This window comes from Alteromonas sp. KUL49, assembly GCF_006538345.1.
Taxonomy (GTDB): domain Bacteria; phylum Pseudomonadota; class Gammaproteobacteria; order Enterobacterales; family Alteromonadaceae; genus Alteromonas.
On the sequence record NZ_BJKL01000012.1, the window covers coordinates 87,574 to 103,919 of the forward strand.

Here is a 16,346-nt window from a genome sequence, read left to right on the forward strand (position 1 = left end):
TTTTTTCGTTACCTCCGCGATTTCAAGTTCCCTTTTTTCATCGCCGTCATTGGCATGATTGGCTATTCTGCAGTAGATACGTTCGTCTTTGCTCAACTTCAACCTATGATTGATGAGTCTCTTGGGAACAACGATCACGATTATCTGAGATTGGCTGCATACGCTATTGTTCCATTGTTTTTATTGCGAGGTTTTTTCAACTTTTTAGGCTCGTACACGCTTAACTGGATTGGTGCGCAAGTCGTCATGAAAATGCGACAACAGTTATTCGATAAGTACATTCATTTACCTGTCTCATTCCACGACACTCACTCTGTGGGTAGCCTCATAAGTAAAGTAACTTACGATACAGAACAAGTTGCCAATGCTTCAGGTAAAGCCTTACTCACCTTGGTAAGAGAGGGGGCTCTGGTGGTTGGCTTGCTTGCAGTAATGTTTTACTACTCTTGGCAGCTGTCGTTGATCTTTTTGTTGATTGGCCCTTTGGTTGCTGTGATTGTGTCGTTAGTGAGTAAACGTTTTAGACATGTCAGTCGCAATATTCAACAAGCCATGGGTAACCTTACCTCTGCTGTAGAGCAGGCAGTGAAGGGACATAAAGTTGTCATTATGTTTGGCGGTCAAGACAAAGAGCAAGCGCGCTTTGCCAAGAAAAACAACCACAACCGACAACAAACCATGAAGCTATCAGTAACACAAATATTGAGTGTGTCCTCTATTCAAGTCATTGCCTCCATAGCATTGGCCGTGGTGCTATTTATAGCGAGCAATCCAACCATGCTTGAAAGCTTGAGTGCTGGTGTGTTCATCAATGTAGTGTTTTGTATGGTGATGTTGCTGAAACCCTTAAAACAGCTCACTACTATCAACAACGAATTTCAAAAAGGCATGGCAGCATGCACCAGTATTTTTGACATTCTAGACCAGCATAACGAAGTTGACGACGGTGCAGTTACTATTGACAGAGCCAAAGGCAAGATAGAGTTTAGCGACGTTACTTTTACCTATGCAGGGAAGAATACTCCTGCGTTATCCAATGTTTCGTTTGTGGCGCAGCCTGGACAAACCGTCGCATTAGTCGGTCGTTCAGGGAGTGGTAAATCGACGATTTCTTCCTTGTTAACCCGTTTCTATCGCCCTGATAGTGGTGAAGTAAGACTAGATGATAAAGCACTAAACACCATTGGTTTGAAATCGCTCAGAGAACAGATTGCCGTGGTATCTCAGCATGTCACTTTGTTTAACGACACCATAGCGAACAATATCGCTTACGGGGCAAAAACCAAAGTCACTGAAGAAGCACTCGCTCAAGCAGTTAAAATAGCACATGTTGATGAATTTCTAGATCAGCTACCCAATGGTTTAGACACTGTCATCGGTGAAAACGGGCTAATGCTGTCGGGTGGGCAGCGCCAGCGCATAGCGATTGCTCGCGCCATTGTCTCTGACGCGCCTATTCTGATCCTCGATGAGGCTACTTCGGCGCTTGATACCGAGTCAGAAAAGCTCATCCAAGATGCCTTAGAAACATTGCAGCAACGATGTACTAGCTTGGTCGTCGCACATAGACTATCGACCATTGAGAGTGCAGACAAAATCATGGTCGTAGATCAAGGTCGTATTATTGAGCAGGGAAAGCACGAAGAACTTCTTCAACAAGGTGGACAATACGCTCAGTTGCACGCGTTGCAATTTGGAGAAAGTTAGGTGGATTCATTTCTGCGCGCCTGGTATCGCGGTCATGTTGGCTTTTACCTTGTAGCCCCGCTAACCTTGTTGTTTTACCTGCTGTCAACGCTCAGGCGAAAGCTATACAAAGCAGGAGTGTTAAAGAGTACTAGTTGTAGTGCGAAGGTCATCGTTGTTGGTAATATTTCGGTAGGCGGTAATGGTAAAACACCTGTGGTGCTCGCACTAGCATCCTATTATCAAAACAAAGGTTTGGATGTGGGGATTTTAAGTCGTGGCTACGGCGGAAAATCGCCAAGTTATCCTAAAGAAGTGACATTAGCGACACCTGCGAGTGAAGTCGGGGACGAACCAAAGTTATTAAAATCTAGAGCAAACGTTACGGTAGTTGTGGACCCAGTAAGAGCAAGAGGAGCAGAGTTTCTGGCTTCTGAATTGGGGTGCGACATCATTATTTGTGACGACGGAATGCAGCACTATGCACTTCAACGAGATGTTGAAATAGTGGTGATGGATGAACGGCGTTTAGGCAGTGGACTATTGCTGCCAATGGGTCCTCTGAGAGAAGGGCGTTGGCGATTGGATACAGTCGATGCGATTATTCACAATACGTCATCAGTTTTTGAGGAAATCTCCCCCCGTACTAAAGAATTCGGAATGGTACTCGAGGGAAATGAGTTTGTCTCGGTGGCGTGTCCAGAACGGGTGAAAAGTGTTGACAGCTTTGTTGGTGGGACTCTTTCCGCTATCGCGGGTATTGGTTATCCTCAACGCTTTTTTGACACGCTCAAATCGATGGGCTTAACCATTAAGCAAGCGATCCCCTTTGTTGACCACCATAGTTTTGAACCGAGTGATATACCTTCTGGTACTGTGCTCATGACTGAAAAAGATGCGGTAAAGGTGACAGATTTTGCTCACGAGGATTGTTGGTATTTGCCAGTGACCGCAACAATAGCTCCAGAATTTTACGAACACATAGATAATTTATTGGCGTTTTCGGCCAATGAGGTTAAGGAATAGAAATGGCATTTGATAACAAACTACTCGATGTAATTGCCTGCCCGGTATGTAAAGGAAAGCTTGTACTAAATAGTGACAGAACAGAGTTGTTGTGTCGGTTCGATAGGTTAGCCTTTACTATTGATGAAGGAATTCCCGTACTTATCGAAGCCAAAGCGAGAAGTTTATCATTAGAAGAAGTCGAAGCGAGTCGGTAGGGGGAGTTATGGCATTTACCGTAGTCATCCCAGCACGATTTGGATCTACTCGTTTTCCCGGCAAACCATTAGCCAGTATTCAAGGTAAACCCATGATTCAACATGTGGTTAACCGCGCCAACGAAGCAGGTGCCCAGCGCGTTATCGTTGCAACTGATGATACGAGAATAGCTGACATAGCATCAAAATTTACTTCGGTGTGTATGACTTCAGCATCTCACCAGTCGGGTACCGAACGCATCGCTGAAGTTATTCAGAATGAAAACCTGAACGACGATACCATCATTGTGAACGTCCAAGGTGATGAACCTTTCATTCCTGCAGAGAACATTCGACAGGTAGCGACAAACCTAGAGCGTTGCAGCGAGAGTGCGATGGCAACCTTGTCTACGCCTATTCTAGAGGTTGAAGACGTTTTTAATCCAAATATTGTTAAAGTTGTGACTAACGCCCAACAGCATGCACTGTATTTTTCTCGATCTACTATCCCATTTGACAGAGACAAAATGATGGATGGCGCGAAAGAAGCGGATATTGCACTGTACCAACGGCATATTGGTATCTATGCTTACCACGCTCGATATGTAAAACAGTATGTGGCCTATGCACCAAGCCAACTTGAACATATAGAGTCATTGGAACAGCTTCGTGCCCTTTGGTACGGCGATAAAATTCATTGTGAGCAAGCCAAAGGCCAGCCACCTATCGGAATCGATACGCCTGAAGACCTTGAGCGACTGCTCAGCACGCTAGACTAAGATGATCAACTTACTGGATTGAAGGAATCACTATGAATGTTGTGATTACAGGTGGTAATCGTGGAATTGGGTTGGCCCTCGCAAAGCAATATTTGGCAAGAGGGGCGAAAGTTTTTGTAACCTGTAGAAATGCATGCGATGACCTCAACAAGTTGCCCGTGACTGTAGTGAAAGGCGTTGACGTTTCTAATCCTGATATGTTGGCCGATACGTTAATGCCACTCTTGAGTACTAAGATAGACCTTTTAATAAACAATGCAGGGGTTCTAGGTAGGGAAGGCGTCGAAGACTGGGACCCAAATACTATTGATTATCAATTTCGAGTCAATGCGCTAGGGCCACTGTTAGTAACGCAAATTTTACTCCCAGCATTAGCAACTAACGCAAAAATTGCCATGATCACCAGTCGAATGGGATCAATGGAAGACAACACATCTGGCGGCTACTATGGCTATAGAATGTCAAAAGCTGCGCTTAACGCGGTCGGAGTATCATTAGCGAACGACCTCAAACCAAAAGGTATCGCTGTGGGGTTATTCCACCCAGGTTTTGTACAAACTGATATGGTAAACGGAAATGGTGATATTGATGCCGATACATCCGCAAGTCGCTTAGTATCTCGTATCGATGAACTAACACTCAAGAACACAGGAAGTTTTGTTCACTCCAATGGCGAATTGCTTCCTTGGTAGTTTTGTAACTGACTGAAAAAGGTCGTTGTCGACCTGTGCCTATCATCTTTTATCAAGTGATTTTGTCGGCATCCCAGTGAGGGTAGGCAACGACTCTTTACCGCACGCCGTGAACACGTCCGTGTGGGCTCGGCTTCGGCATCCATGCCTCAGACGGCTGTAAACAGTCATTGTCTACCCTCACATCTCTAAAACCAATCGCGCTAGCCTAGCCATTGGCATAAGTCGACAACAATTTTTTGATTCTTTACTGTTGTTCTTCGGAGTCATCTTGTTCTTCGCTAAGTACGGCCCACACATCATGTTCGTTAGCGTGAATCACTTCAGCCCAAACCCTGTCACCGGGTTTAACGTCGTATACGCCATTGAGGTGAACAACACCGTCAACTTCTGGTGCATCGGCGTAAGTACGGCCTACGGCCCCTTCGCTGTCTACGCTATCAATCACTACTTGATACTCGTTGCCAATACGGGCTTTTAATCGCGCAGCGCTAATTTCACCTTGCACTTGCATAAAACGAGCGAGTCGTTCTTGCTTTATGTCTTCTGGTACCGGATCAGGCAAATCATTGGCTCGAGCTCCTTCAACCGGAGAGTACGCAAATGCACCAACCCTATCTAACTGAGCTTCACGTATGAAGTCGAGTAGTTCCTCAAACTCTTCTTCTGTCTCACCAGGAAAGCCAACGATAAAGGTTGAGCGAATAATCAGAGTGGGGCAGATTTCACGCCATTTTTTGATGCGCTCAAGGGTTCTATCGGCGCTACCGGGGCGTTTCATTAATCGCAGAATACGTTTATTCGCGTGCTGAAACGGAATATCTAAGTAAGGCAGCACCTTGCCTTCATTCATCAACGGGATAAGGTCATCTACGTGCGGGTAAGGGTATACATAGTGTAGGCGTACCCATATGCCCATCTCACCAAGCTTTTCACATAGTTGCTGCATGTGCGCTTTTACTGGCATGCCATTCCAGAAGCCAGTGCGGTGTTTAACATCCACGCCAAACGCACTGGTGTCTTGGGATATGACAAGTAATTCTTTTACACCAGCCGCTTGTAATCGTTTGGCTTCATCTAAAATTTCTCCGACTGGACGGCTCACTAGGTCGCCACGCATTGAGGGGATAATGCAGAAAGTACATCTGTGGTTGCAGCCTTCAGATATTTTCAAGTATGCGTAATGACGAGGCGTAAGTTTTACACCATGGTCGGGAATTAAGTGTTCAAAAGGATTATGCTGAGGTTTAGGCAAATGGCTGTGTACTTGCTCTACAACGCTCTCGTAGGCGTGAGGGCCTGTTATTGCGAGTACATTGGGGTGTACTTCGCGAATTTCATCTTCTTTAATACCCAGGCAGCCGGTAACGATCACTTTACCGTTCTCTTTTAGTGCCTCACCAATGGTATCTAAAGACTCTTGCACGGCAGCATCGATGAATCCGCAGGTGTTAACAATAACGAGATCGGCGTCATTGTACGTAGGCACCACGTCATAACCTTCAGTTCTAAGCTGGGTAAGAATACGCTCGGAGTCAACGAGATTTTTGGGGCAGCCTAAGGATACAAAACCTATTCTGGTCCCGTTACTGCTACTAGTATTGAGTTCCTTTGACTGCTGCTCTAACACCTTGCTGGGTGTTTCCATTGTGGTAGTTTGGTTTGGATCAAATGTTTCAACAGCCATGGCGCTAATAAATCCTACGTAATAAATGAGCTGGTGTAATTTCGCGGGTGCGGATTATACAGAAATGCTGCTGCATCTGCACTAGGTAAACTTAGTCGTCTAATTGGACGAAAGCACGATAAACATCGTTAAATTTTGCCCGACTAATCGGTATGGCAGTGTTATTCGTTAAAATCGCTTCCCCTTGACGGCCAAGTTTCTTGATATCAGCAATATATTGAGTAGCCACCCAATGAGAGCGGTGTGTTTGAATGCCTAAGTCGTCAGGCAGCTCGTCAATTGCCGTAGCGAGAGAATACAAAACAAGATGCTTTTTATCTCTCGTCGCTACCTCTAAATAATGTAATTGAGCTGACAGACTCATCACATCAGAGAGCGTTGTTATGGGTGTATTCATCAAAAACGCTGGTAGTTGGTGTAAGCGGTTTTTTGACTCATCTTTCGGCGTTTGAATTTCTGGATCATTACTAGCCTTCTTCTGGTATTCCAAGCCGACGAGCCAAGGTAGATTGATCAACATCCAAAATACCGTTACGGGAGGTATTACCGCGGCAGCCTCATCACCTAATTCATACCAAAAATCTGCTGGGAAGCCCTCACCGACAATAAAAATATCAATCGTAAGTGCCACAGGAGCGAAGGCAATACTGCCAGTAATACCCGACACCAATAGCTGAATCCACTGATGTTGCTTGCAGAATACTTGTGTTTTCAATAGCGAGATATGCGCAACAATAATCAGTGAAATGGGTATAAATGCTTGTAGTTGCCAGTTGAATATGTGCAACAAAAAGGGAATGTTCTCTACTGGTGCAATAAGTGCAAATAGCACTCCGGTTACCGATGCAACCAGATAAAAATACTTAATTGGGTTGATATCACCTAAAGGAAAGTGACTGTTCATGAATATTATAAAGCCCACTGATGTATTGGGTTGCCCATTCGTACATTATGATGCCAGTTCGTACATAAAAGTCTAATAAATAACGCTTTAATAAAATCCGCTGCGTATAGAGAAGTACTTTTAACTACGAGTATATTCTAAATGAAAAAACTAAATCACATGGGTATCAAGCTTCTATTAACGGTTTCATTGGTGGCATCAATGTCATGTTTTGCTGAAGGGTGGTACATCAAGCCCTATGTTGGACTGAGTAGTATGTCTGATGTTGCAGGGAAAGCTGAAAACATTGAAATGGTATCTGGGAGTACAGATGTTAAGTTGGGTGAAGGATTTAACGCTGGCTTGAGTACAGGATTTTACTACAACGAAAATGTTGGTGTAGAACTCGGCTGGGAATATCGAACCAACAGCTCAGAAACATTGATAGCAAGTAATATGATTTATCCCGAGGGGAACTATGCGTCTAATACCTTCTTCCTAAATGGGCTCTATCAATTTGACGTCAATCAACGTTGGAAGCCATATGTAGGTGCAGGGGTAGTGTGGGTTCAAGAGATCGATATTGACTTGGAGTCAAATGGCAACGAACTGTCCTATTCGGGAGATAGTGATATCGGTTATCAAGCCATGCTTGGCGTTAACTACCACATGAGTGATACTTGGAGCGCACAATTTGAAGCACGCTATCTAAGTCTGAGTGATGTTGAACTTAGTGGAGAAACCACGGTGGGAGCTATTAGTGGTTTAGACTACGAGCCGATTACATTGCAATTGGGTTTGGTGTACAAATTTTAGTAAGTAACTTACGAATGAATGAAAACACACAAAGCTCAAAAGCTAAGTGTGTTTTTCATTAAATTATCGTTTTCAGTTTAATTTTCACAACTCACCCCGATATACAAAGCAGCCGCTTAAAAATTTCTTAATCATGCTCAAATTGCCCCTAAATTGCTACGATGAATCAGGCCGAATACTTCCACCTAAATGGTTTTATTGGCTTTGTGGTTTTTTGTGTATTGATTGGTTGGTGTTTGTTTTTTCTCTAGCGTCTCGAGAGCACACTACCGAGCTATTGTCGTTTTTTTATCCGAACCGTTCAGGTTTGATAGTGTCGTTACTGACCTCTATGCCAATCTTAATGTCTCTACTTTTGGTGAGTCAGCGAGAACGCCTTTGGAAAAAGTCGTGGCTAAAGTGGTCGTCTGCTGTTATCCCTTTCGTGGTTTTAGGGGCTGCAGGACTAATGACTGCTCAGCTGTACCACTTGTCTATGGCACATTGGGACTTTGAGTGGGTGAGCGCCATTCGTATTGTAGGCGCCGCACTATGCATTTATGTTGTTCTCAAGAGCCGTCACATACGCTACATGAAAAGTGACTGGTTAACGCTTTGACTAAAAAGATTTAATTACTATTGGCGGTGATTAGACAGCGCGTTATCGAAGTAGGATTTTACGCTGACTTGGCTATCGTTCACTAGGCGCTCGTAACAAATACCTGCAAAGGCGTAAGAATTAGCGCCTATGACCAATAAAACATAGGGAGCATCTGGGTTACTTTGGTCGTAAAGCCATTCACCACCTAAGGTCTCTCTGCAAATTTCTCCGATATAAGCACCGAAGATATTACAGATGGTAAATACAGCTTCATTCTCAAGCACTTGATCATGATATTTGTCTACAAAACTCAACAGAATGTCGTCGACTAAAGTGACGCTCTCTGCCGAGTGATCTAACTCAATATTGAATTCTTGCTTAGCAGCTTCAACGGCATCGTTAGCACATTCACTCATCAACGTCTTAAGTTCAGAAGGGGTCATGAGGGGTCCTTTTTATGGTGTGATACAATAGCGCTAAGCAATTGAATTCAATTAATTAACATTCATTGCCTACAATACTACGCAAGGCTATGTAAATTGTCTAATTAGCGTCAGTGAGTTTATTGATAATTGACGCTGCGGCAAACATGCCAAAGGTGGCCGTTACTGCCATACTTGCGCCAAATCCACCTGCGCAATCCAGCCTGGTGCCATTTTCCATCGCAGATTTGTTATAGCATACACTGCCATCAGGCTGGGGATAACGAAGTTGCTCTAATGAGTATATACATTCAACCCCAAAGCGTCTTTTGGGGTTTTTACTAAAGTTATGAAATCTACGAAGTTCACTTCGTAGTTTGGCAGCGAGGGGATCTTGTGTCGTTTTAGCCAAATCTCCACGAGTAATTTGAGTCGGGTCAATCTGCCCTCCAGCACCACCAATAGTGACTATTCGAATTTTATTGCGCTTACAATGCGCTACCATTGCAGCTTTCGCTTTTATGCTGTCAGTGGCATCTACAACGGCATCAAATTCCGGTGTAATCAATGAGGTAACGTTTTCTGGTAGGACAAAGTCTTCGATACAATGCACGATACAGTCTGGGTTAATTTGTTTTATTCGTTGAGCCATTGCATCTACTTTGGGCTCGCCGATAGTCTTCTCAGTTGCGTGTATCTGTCTATTGGTATTGGTTATGCAAACATCATCAAGGTCAATAAGTGTTACAGTTCCAACACCCGAGCGAGCTAAGGCCTCTGCGCACCAACTCCCCACACCTCCAATTCCGGCGACAGCCACATGACTCTGTTGTAACTTTTCCATCGCGTGGGCGCCATAGAGTCGTTGAATTCCGCCGAAACGAGGGTTATCACTCATACCTTTTGATTCTCTGAAGTAACGTGTTGATGTCAAAGACGCGCATCATCCCAGACCCCCATAAGATTGCAAGTTCTTTGCGCCTCGAATACCATACCACCCAAAATATAAAAACACATTTCGCGCGAATTTTACCCTTAAGGACGCGTGGCAATACGAATTTTAAAGGAATACACATTAATGATAAGTATTGATTGCTTTAAAGCTTACGATATTCGTGGTGAGCTAAACAGTCAGCTGGATGAGTCTATTGCATATCGTATTGGGTATGCTTTCGCTAAAGAGCTGTCGGCAAAAACCGTAGTGGTAGGCAGTGATGTTAGATTAACGTCAGTGCCTTTAAAGTTAGCGCTGAGTGCGGGGCTTATCGATGGCGGTGCTACAGTTACAGATATCGGTATGGCGGGCACAGAAGAGATATATTTTGCCACTAAGCATCTTGGTGTAGACGGCGGGATAGAAGTCACTGCTAGTCACAACCCGAAAAACTACAACGGCATGAAATTAGTTAAAGCAGGTTCAGTACCGATTAGCGGTGACACTGGATTGTTTGCTATAAAAGCTAACGCTGAACAGTTGGATAATAAATGGGTTGCGGAACGTCTGGCACATTATTGTAACGAGCAGAGCATTGATGCTGAGGCGTTTTACAATGGTAAAGCTCATGTCGAATCATCTAAACTTGAAGGTACTGGGCAGTACAATGAACAAAGTTGCATGCCCGAGTATATCTCACATATTCTCTCTTATATCGATACTGCCAACCTAACTCCGCTTAAACTCGTTGTTAACGCGGGGAATGGCGCTGCTGGCCATGTGGTTGATGCCATGGAAAATGCTTTCAAGAAGAGCAGTATTCCCGTCGAGTTCATCAAAGTGCATCACCAACCTGATGGTACTTTTCCTAATGGCATTCCGAACCCATTATTGCCAGAAAATCGTGCAGATACAGCCGAAGCTGTTAAAGCCCATGGTGCTGATTTTGGTATTGCTTGGGACGGTGATTTCGATCGCTGTTTTTTGTTCGACGCAGATGGCGAATTCATTGAAGGATATTACATCGTAGGATTGCTCGCCGAAGCGTTTATTGAAAAAAACAATGACTGCAAAGTGATTTATGATCCACGTGTGTATTGGAATACTGAAGACATCGTAGCACGTGCTGGTGGTACGCCGATTAAATCAAAGACAGGTCATGCATTTATCAAAGAGCGTATGCGTAAAGAAGATGCCGTATATGGCGGTGAAATGAGTGCACATCACTATTTCCGCGACTTCGCGTATTGCGATTCGGGCATGATCCCTTGGTTATTGATCGCTGAGCTAGTATGTACCAAGAAAATGCCGTTGGCCGATATGGTATCTGAACGTATTAAAGCCTTCCCATCTTCGGGCGAGATAAACAGTAAACTAAAGGATGCAGATGCTGCGTTGGCCCGTGTTAAAGCTAAATACGAGCCAATGGCTGAAGTCATCGATACCACAGACGGTTTGGGTTTGGAATTTGGAAACTGGCGCTTTAATTTGCGCAAATCAAATACCGAGCCTGTAATTCGTCTAAACGTTGAGACTAAAAACGATATTCCATTGATGGAAGAAAAAACTGCTGAGTTACTTGCAGCCATTCGCGATGAATAAAATAGCCTAGACGCTTGAAAGGCTCACTACCAATGTAGTGGGCCTTTTGTTTTAAGTGTTTGTTTGATATTGAGATGCTTTTTAAGCTTTGATGTTAACCTGCAACGAGAAATATCATCCAAGCGTGGGTAATGACCACCACACTGGTGAGCAACATTCTTAAACTTATGTAACTTACGATTTGTGATTTGGGCAACGAGAGCGCGTATTTATCATAAAAAAGAACAGCGACATAAGTCGCAGATAATATACCTAATACTTTCACGTCGCCTGCAAACACTAAACATAACCACCCAATAATGGTTGGTAGCATTCCAACATACATTTTTGTGCCATAGTCTTGCTTACTTATGGCATCCCACCAATATATACCACCGAAGAACGATAATAAAACTGCAGAATACGCAGTAAAATAACGTGCAGATTCGCTGATAGGAAGCCAATTGAATATATATGCAAGAGGCATAGCCACAAAGGGTATGAGTCCAGCTAAACCAAGAATCACCGCAGAGTAGGGCATATGTTTTCCTTAAAAAAATAGCGCCGAGGGGCGCTATTTATACTGTTTGTTTAGCAACGGGGATTACTTCTTGTTGATTGGCTCGTATTTACGCTGGCTTTCACCGGTGTAAAGCTGACGAGGACGACCGATTTTTTGCTTCGGATCGCTCATCATTTCGTGCCAGTGTGATATCCAACCCACGGTACGAGACAAGGCAAATATACACGTAAACATGTTTGTTGGAATACCAATCGCTTTGAGCACGATACCAGAGTAGAAATCAACGTTCGGGAAGAGTTTCTTCTCAGCAAAATACGGGTCGCTTAGTGCAATACGCTCTAATTCCATTGCAACGTCAAGAAGCGGATCTTGAACGTTAAGTTCTGCTAGCACTTCGTGACAGCTTTCACGCATTACTGTTGCGCGCGGGTCGTGGTTTTTGTATACACGGTGACCGAAGCCCATTAGGCGGAATGGGTCAGCTTTGTCTTTCGCACGATTAATAAACTCTGGGATACGATCAACCGAGCCGATTTCCTCGAGCATTGTTAGGCATGCTTCGTTAGCACCACCGTGAGCAGGGCCCCACAAAGAAGCAACACCAGCTGCGATGCACGCATAAGGGTTTGCACCAGAAGATCCCGCTAAGCGAACGGTTGATGTTGAAGCATTTTGCTCATGGTCAGCGTGAAGCGTAAATATACGATCCATTGCTCGCTCAACAGCGGGGCTGATCTTGTACTCTTCAGCAGGTACAGAGAACATCATGTTCAAAAAGTTCGCCGCGTAGCTTAAGTCGTTACGTGGATAAACGAACGGCTGACCGATGTTATATTTGTAGCACATAGCTACCAGCGTCGGCATTTTCGCAATAAGGCGGTGAGCACTGCGCTTGCGCTGAGCTTCGTTAGAAACGTCAAGATCACTGTGGTAGAAAGATGACATAGCACCAACGGTGCCGCAAAGCATTGCCATTGGGTGAGCGTCATTACGGAAACCGTGGAAGAACATATTAATTTGTTCGTGGACCATGGTGTGACGAGTGATTGTAGACTTGAACTCTTCATATTGTTCTTGAGTCGGTGCATCGCCATGAAGCAGCATGTAGCAAACTTCTAAGTAATCAGCGTCACGTGCTAATTCTTCGATAGGGAAACCGCGGTGAAGTAACACACCCTCAGCACCGTCAATGTAGGTAATTGCCGACTCGCAAGATCCAGTCGCCATAAAGCCAGGGTCATAAGTGAAGTAACCGTGTTGGCCAAGTGTGCGTACATCGATTACGTCTTGTCCTTCTGTGCCAGACAATATAGGAAGTTCGATTTCCTTATCACCAGCTTTAAGAATGGCTTTCTGATCTGCCATAAAATGCTCTCCTCAGAATGATACTGTTTGCAGCGAAAACGGCTAGAATTGACCGTCTCGTTGGGAAAAGTGGCGTATTTGTACTTTATTATGCACCTATAAGTCAATTTAATTGCATATATGCACAATAAATATTCTAAATTTTACACAGTGATATTTGTGATTTTTAACAAAAAAGATCACTCACTCAGTGTGAATTTAATATATATTACCAATTGTTTGCCAATTTTGTTACCAAATGGCAGAATAAGTTATTACCAAATTCAAATGTGAGCGGGTTAAAAATCAGACTGTTATTCGGGCGTTAAGCTTAAAATGCATTAAAAGCCCTTAATTTACGCGACTAAAGCGTAGTTATTCTGTAACAGTACTGCTACACTCAGATGCCCTTTGGATGTCGTGGTTATTGAGATGGCGTCACAGCAGATTTAGCCGTTTATTGTCTTCAATACTTAGTTATATCGCTAAAGACTAAAGTCTTATCGCCGCACAAAAAATTGTAATTGTATACTGTGCTGGATATACTCAGCGCTGCTTTTTAACTGGAATAATTATTCTGTTAATGGCATTAAAATATAATTCACAAATAGTTAACATCTCATTGGACGAGGCACTTAACAGGTAATAAACGAATTAACTTACTCAGGACATAAAAATAGTAAGTAATTCATTATCCCTACGGATTAAACAGGCATACATTGTGAAAAAGCAAAGACCAGTAAATTTAGAACTCAATACTATTAAATTTCCGCCTTCTGCTATTTCTTCAATTCTCCACCGTGTTACCGGCGTGGCAATGTTCTTCGCACTTCTTTTCGTTATTTGGGCGTGGGCAGTTTCTGTCTCGTCTGCGGAAGGTTTTGCTAATGTTCAAATGCTAATGGACGGTATCATTGGAAAATTGATAGCTATCGGCACCGCATCTGCACTTACTTACCACATTCTTGGTGGCGTAAGGCATGCCATTATGGACATGGGTCATTTTGAAGAGTTGAAGTCAGGCAACGTAAGCGCGCAGGTTGTTATCGCACTATGGGTTGTACTGACAGTAGTATTGGGAGTTGCACTATGGTAACTAATGAAGCTAGCATCAAGCGTAACGGAGTCCAAGATTACGTTTCTCTGCGCGCTACCGCGTTAATTATTCTCGCTTATTCTCTTTTCATGGCGTGGTTCTTTATTACCACCGACAGTATTACCTACACCGTTTGGAGTGAGCTTTTCTCCGGACTGGCAATGAAAGTTTTCACATTGGCTGCACTTGTCGCAGTAATGATTCACGTGCGAATTGGTCTTTGGCAAGTCCTTACTGACTATGTGAAGGCGGCAGGTCTACGCGCTGTTTTGCAATATGTTTTGAACATTATTGCGTTCGGCTACGTAGCTGTTGGACTGTTTGTATTGTGGGGAGTGTAATATGAGTTTACCCGTTCATGAGTTTGACGCAGTAGTTATTGGTGCAGGTGGCGCGGGTATGCGTGCCGCGCTTCAGATTTCACAATCAGGTAAGTCCTGTGCGCTACTGTCAAAAGTATTTCCAACCCGTTCTCACACTGTTTCAGCGCAGGGTGGTATCACGGTAGCATTAGGTAATTCCCACGAAGATAACTGGGAATGGCACATGTACGATACAGTTAAAGGTTCTGATTACATCGGTGACCAAGACGCTATCGAGTACATGTGTAAAACCGGCCCTGAAGCAATTATCGAAATGGAAAACATGGGTTTGCCATTCTCACGCTTCGAAAACGGAAAGATCTATCAGCGTCCTTTCGGTGGCCAGTCAAAAAACTTCGGTGGAGAGCAGGGCGCTCGTACGGCAGCTGCTGCAGACCGTACAGGCCACGCGCTACTTCACTTGCTTTATCAGCAAAACGTAAAGAACAAAACCAAAGTATTTTCAGAGTGGTACGCACTGGACTTAGTGAAAAACCAAGACGGTGATGTTGTAGGTTGTACTGCCATAGATATCGAGACTGGTGAAGTCGTGTACTTCAAGTCGAAAGCTGTTGTGCTCGCAACCGGCGGTGCTGGTCGAATCTATGCGTCAACCACTAATGCGCACATCAACACAGGTGATGGTGTTGGTATGGCACTACGTGCTGGTGTCGCAGTACAAGATATGGAGATGTGGCAGTTCCACCCAACAGGTATCGCAGGCGCGGGTACATTGGTTACAGAAGGTTGTCGTGGTGAAGGTGGTTATCTTCTCAATAAAGACGGCGAGCGTTTCATGGAGCGCTACGCGCCAAACGCCAAAGACCTTGCAGGCCGTGACGTTGTTGCTCGCTCGATGATGACCGAAATCCGCGAAGGTCGTGGTTGCGATGGTCCATGGGGTCCGCACATCAAGCTTAAACTAGATCACCTTGGAAAAGACGTACTTGAGTCTCGTCTACCAGGTATTCTTGAGCTTTCACGTACTTTTGCTCACGTTGATCCAGTGAAAGAACCTATTCCAGTTATCCCAACCTGTCATTATATGATGGGTGGTATTCCAACTAATGTTGACGGTCAATGTCTAACTGTAGATGCAGACGGCAATGACAAGGTGGTTAATGGTTTGTTTGCTTGTGGTGAGATCGCATGTGTATCTGTACACGGAGCAAACCGCTTAGGTGGAAATTCACTTCTTGACTTGGTTGTATTCGGTCGTGCAACTGGACTACACCTTGGTGAATCACTTTCTGAAATGGGCCCATCTCGCGATGCGTCTGAGTCAGACATTGACGCAGCGATGGCTCGTTTCAATCGCTGGGAAAATTCAGAAAAAGGCAAGGGCGAAGACCCTGTTCAAATTAAGAAAGACTTGCAGGAATGCATGCAGCTTAACTTCTCAGTATTCCGTGAAGGTGAGGCTATGGCCGAAGGTCTTAAGCAGCTTGGCGAAATCCGCGAGCGCCTACAGAACGCACGCCTAGACGACAAGAGCTCTGATTTTAATACTCAACGTATTGAATGTTTAGAACTTGATAACCTAATGGAAACCGCGTACAGCACAGCAGTAGCAGCGAACTTCAGAACTGAAAGCCGTGGCGCACACAGCCGCTTCGACTTCCCGGATCGCGATGATGAAAACTGGTTATGCCACAGTATCTATCGTCCAGAGTCTGAAACTATGCTTAAACGTGATGTAAATATGGCGCCTAAGCTCAGGGAAGCTTTCCCTCCTAAAGTGCGTTCATATTAAGGGGCA

17 protein-coding genes are annotated in these 16,346 nt (G+C 44.3%); 11 read left to right on the forward strand and 6 right to left on the reverse strand.

Annotated elements, in window-relative coordinates; all coding sequences use genetic code 11:
* The first annotated feature begins 54 nt into the window (after positions 1-54).
* The 5 genes from msbA to EYS00_RS17930 are packed head-to-tail and all read left to right on the forward strand — an operon-like array spanning position 55 to position 4,359.
* On the forward strand, positions 55-1,707 hold the full coding sequence (gene msbA / locus EYS00_RS17910) for a lipid A export permease/ATP-binding protein MsbA (RefSeq protein ID WP_242618823.1): 1,653 nt from the start codon (positions 55-57) through the stop codon (positions 1,705-1,707).
* A complete protein-coding gene (gene lpxK, locus EYS00_RS17915) occupies positions 1,708-2,712 on the forward strand; it encodes a tetraacyldisaccharide 4'-kinase (RefSeq protein ID WP_130639096.1) in 1,005 nt (334 codons plus the stop codon).
* Between the two features lie 2 nt (positions 2,713-2,714).
* Positions 2,715-2,909: a Trm112 family protein gene (locus EYS00_RS17920; RefSeq protein ID WP_130639097.1), complete on the forward strand. Its 195-nt coding sequence runs from the start codon at positions 2,715-2,717 to the stop codon at positions 2,907-2,909.
* 8 nt (positions 2,910-2,917) lie between these two features.
* Positions 2,918-3,667: a 3-deoxy-manno-octulosonate cytidylyltransferase gene (kdsB, locus tag EYS00_RS17925; protein ID WP_130639098.1), complete on the forward strand. Its 750-nt coding sequence runs from the start codon at positions 2,918-2,920 to the stop codon at positions 3,665-3,667.
* Positions 3,668-3,699: 32 nt separating this feature from the next.
* Entirely contained in the window at positions 3,700-4,359 is a 660-nt protein-coding gene (locus EYS00_RS17930) for an SDR family oxidoreductase (RefSeq protein WP_130639100.1), read from the forward strand.
* Between the two features lie 247 nt (positions 4,360-4,606).
* On the opposite strand, the gene rimO is transcribed toward EYS00_RS17930, so the two are convergent.
* The gene (gene rimO / locus EYS00_RS17935) at positions 4,607-6,046 is read right to left on the reverse strand and encodes a 30S ribosomal protein S12 methylthiotransferase RimO (RefSeq protein ID WP_130639102.1); all 1,440 of its coding nucleotides are present in this window, start codon (positions 6,044-6,046) and stop codon (positions 4,607-4,609) included.
* A gap of 91 nt (positions 6,047-6,137) precedes the next feature.
* The gene (locus tag EYS00_RS17940) at positions 6,138-6,950 is read right to left on the reverse strand and encodes a LytTR family DNA-binding domain-containing protein (RefSeq protein WP_130639104.1); all 813 of its coding nucleotides are present in this window, start codon (positions 6,948-6,950) and stop codon (positions 6,138-6,140) included.
* 141 nt (positions 6,951-7,091) lie between these two features.
* On the opposite strand from EYS00_RS17940, the gene EYS00_RS17945 reads away from it, so the two are divergent.
* Positions 7,092-7,745, forward strand: a complete 654-nt coding sequence (locus EYS00_RS17945; RefSeq protein WP_130639106.1) for a porin family protein — start codon at positions 7,092-7,094, stop codon at positions 7,743-7,745.
* 133 nt (positions 7,746-7,878) lie between these two features.
* Positions 7,879-8,343 carry a DUF2919 family protein gene (locus EYS00_RS17950; protein ID WP_130639108.1) on the forward strand — a complete coding sequence of 155 codons (465 nt, stop codon included), beginning with the start codon at positions 7,879-7,881 and terminating at the stop codon, positions 8,341-8,343.
* A 17-nt stretch (positions 8,344-8,360) separates the two neighbouring features.
* On the opposite strand, the gene EYS00_RS17955 is transcribed toward EYS00_RS17950, so the two are convergent.
* Both EYS00_RS17955 and tcdA read right to left on the reverse strand, forming a co-directional pair.
* Positions 8,361-8,768 carry a hypothetical protein gene (locus tag EYS00_RS17955; RefSeq protein ID WP_130639110.1) on the reverse strand — a complete coding sequence of 136 codons (408 nt, stop codon included), beginning with the start codon at positions 8,766-8,768 and terminating at the stop codon, positions 8,361-8,363.
* Positions 8,769-8,868: 100 nt separating this feature from the next.
* On the reverse strand, positions 8,869-9,645 hold the full coding sequence (tcdA, locus tag EYS00_RS17960) for a tRNA cyclic N6-threonylcarbamoyladenosine(37) synthase TcdA (protein WP_130639112.1): 777 nt from the start codon (positions 9,643-9,645) through the stop codon (positions 8,869-8,871).
* Positions 9,646-9,825: 180 nt separating this feature from the next.
* On the opposite strand from tcdA, the gene EYS00_RS17965 reads away from it, so the two are divergent.
* Entirely contained in the window at positions 9,826-11,283 is a 1,458-nt protein-coding gene (locus tag EYS00_RS17965) for a phosphomannomutase CpsG (RefSeq protein ID WP_165399422.1), read from the forward strand.
* A gap of 94 nt (positions 11,284-11,377) precedes the next feature.
* Here EYS00_RS17965 and EYS00_RS17970 read toward each other — a convergent pair whose 3' ends face one another.
* Positions 11,378-11,803 carry a DUF3429 domain-containing protein gene (locus EYS00_RS17970; protein ID WP_130639114.1) on the reverse strand — a complete coding sequence of 142 codons (426 nt, stop codon included), beginning with the start codon at positions 11,801-11,803 and terminating at the stop codon, positions 11,378-11,380.
* A 63-nt stretch (positions 11,804-11,866) separates the two neighbouring features.
* On the reverse strand, positions 11,867-13,150 hold the full coding sequence (locus tag EYS00_RS17975) for a citrate synthase (RefSeq protein ID WP_130639116.1): 1,284 nt from the start codon (positions 13,148-13,150) through the stop codon (positions 11,867-11,869).
* A gap of 700 nt (positions 13,151-13,850) precedes the next feature.
* Here EYS00_RS17975 and sdhC point away from each other — a divergent pair.
* Genes sdhC through sdhA form a run of 3 tightly spaced genes read left to right on the forward strand, consistent with a single transcriptional unit; the run spans position 13,851 to position 16,340 of the window.
* Positions 13,851-14,225: a succinate dehydrogenase, cytochrome b556 subunit gene (sdhC, locus tag EYS00_RS17980; protein WP_130639118.1), complete on the forward strand. Its 375-nt coding sequence runs from the start codon at positions 13,851-13,853 to the stop codon at positions 14,223-14,225.
* Complete coding sequence (gene sdhD, locus EYS00_RS17985) at positions 14,219-14,566, forward strand: succinate dehydrogenase, hydrophobic membrane anchor protein (RefSeq protein WP_130639120.1); 348 nt, start codon at positions 14,219-14,221, stop codon at positions 14,564-14,566. The genes sdhC and sdhD overlap by 7 nt, the downstream gene beginning before the upstream one ends.
* A gap of 1 nt (position 14,567) precedes the next feature.
* Positions 14,568-16,340 carry a succinate dehydrogenase flavoprotein subunit gene (sdhA, locus tag EYS00_RS17990; protein WP_130639122.1) on the forward strand — a complete coding sequence of 591 codons (1,773 nt, stop codon included), beginning with the start codon at positions 14,568-14,570 and terminating at the stop codon, positions 16,338-16,340.
* The last annotated feature ends 6 nt before the right edge of the window (positions 16,341-16,346 follow it).

Bases quoted from the DNA above. Each gene is read 5' to 3' on its own strand.
- msbA (WP_242618823.1), top strand. From the start codon at position 55: ATGATTGGCTATTCTGCAGTAGATACGTTCGTCTTTGCTCAACTTCAA.
- EYS00_RS17920 (WP_130639097.1), top strand. From the start codon at position 2,715: ATGGCATTTGATAACAAACTACTCGATGTAATTGCCTGCCCGGTATGT.
- kdsB (WP_130639098.1), top strand. From the start codon at position 2,918: ATGGCATTTACCGTAGTCATCCCAGCACGATTTGGATCTACTCGTTTT.
- EYS00_RS17930 (WP_130639100.1), top strand. From the start codon at position 3,700: ATGAATGTTGTGATTACAGGTGGTAATCGTGGAATTGGGTTGGCCCTC.
- rimO (WP_130639102.1), bottom strand. From the start codon at position 6,046: ATGGCTGTTGAAACATTTGATCCAAACCAAACTACCACAATGGAAACA.
- EYS00_RS17940 (WP_130639104.1), bottom strand. From the start codon at position 6,950: ATGAACAGTCACTTTCCTTTAGGTGATATCAACCCAATTAAGTATTTT.
- EYS00_RS17945 (WP_130639106.1), top strand. From the start codon at position 7,092: ATGAAAAAACTAAATCACATGGGTATCAAGCTTCTATTAACGGTTTCA.
- EYS00_RS17950 (WP_130639108.1), top strand. From the start codon at position 7,879: ATGCTCAAATTGCCCCTAAATTGCTACGATGAATCAGGCCGAATACTT.
- EYS00_RS17955 (WP_130639110.1), bottom strand. From the start codon at position 8,768: ATGACCCCTTCTGAACTTAAGACGTTGATGAGTGAATGTGCTAACGAT.
- tcdA (WP_130639112.1), bottom strand. From the start codon at position 9,645: ATGAGTGATAACCCTCGTTTCGGCGGAATTCAACGACTCTATGGCGCC.
- EYS00_RS17965 (WP_165399422.1), top strand. From the start codon at position 9,826: ATGATAAGTATTGATTGCTTTAAAGCTTACGATATTCGTGGTGAGCTA.
- EYS00_RS17970 (WP_130639114.1), bottom strand. From the start codon at position 11,803: ATGCCCTACTCTGCGGTGATTCTTGGTTTAGCTGGACTCATACCCTTT.
- EYS00_RS17975 (WP_130639116.1), bottom strand. From the start codon at position 13,150: ATGGCAGATCAGAAAGCCATTCTTAAAGCTGGTGATAAGGAAATCGAA.
- sdhD (WP_130639120.1), top strand. From the start codon at position 14,219: ATGGTAACTAATGAAGCTAGCATCAAGCGTAACGGAGTCCAAGATTAC.
- sdhA (WP_130639122.1), top strand. From the start codon at position 14,568: ATGAGTTTACCCGTTCATGAGTTTGACGCAGTAGTTATTGGTGCAGGT.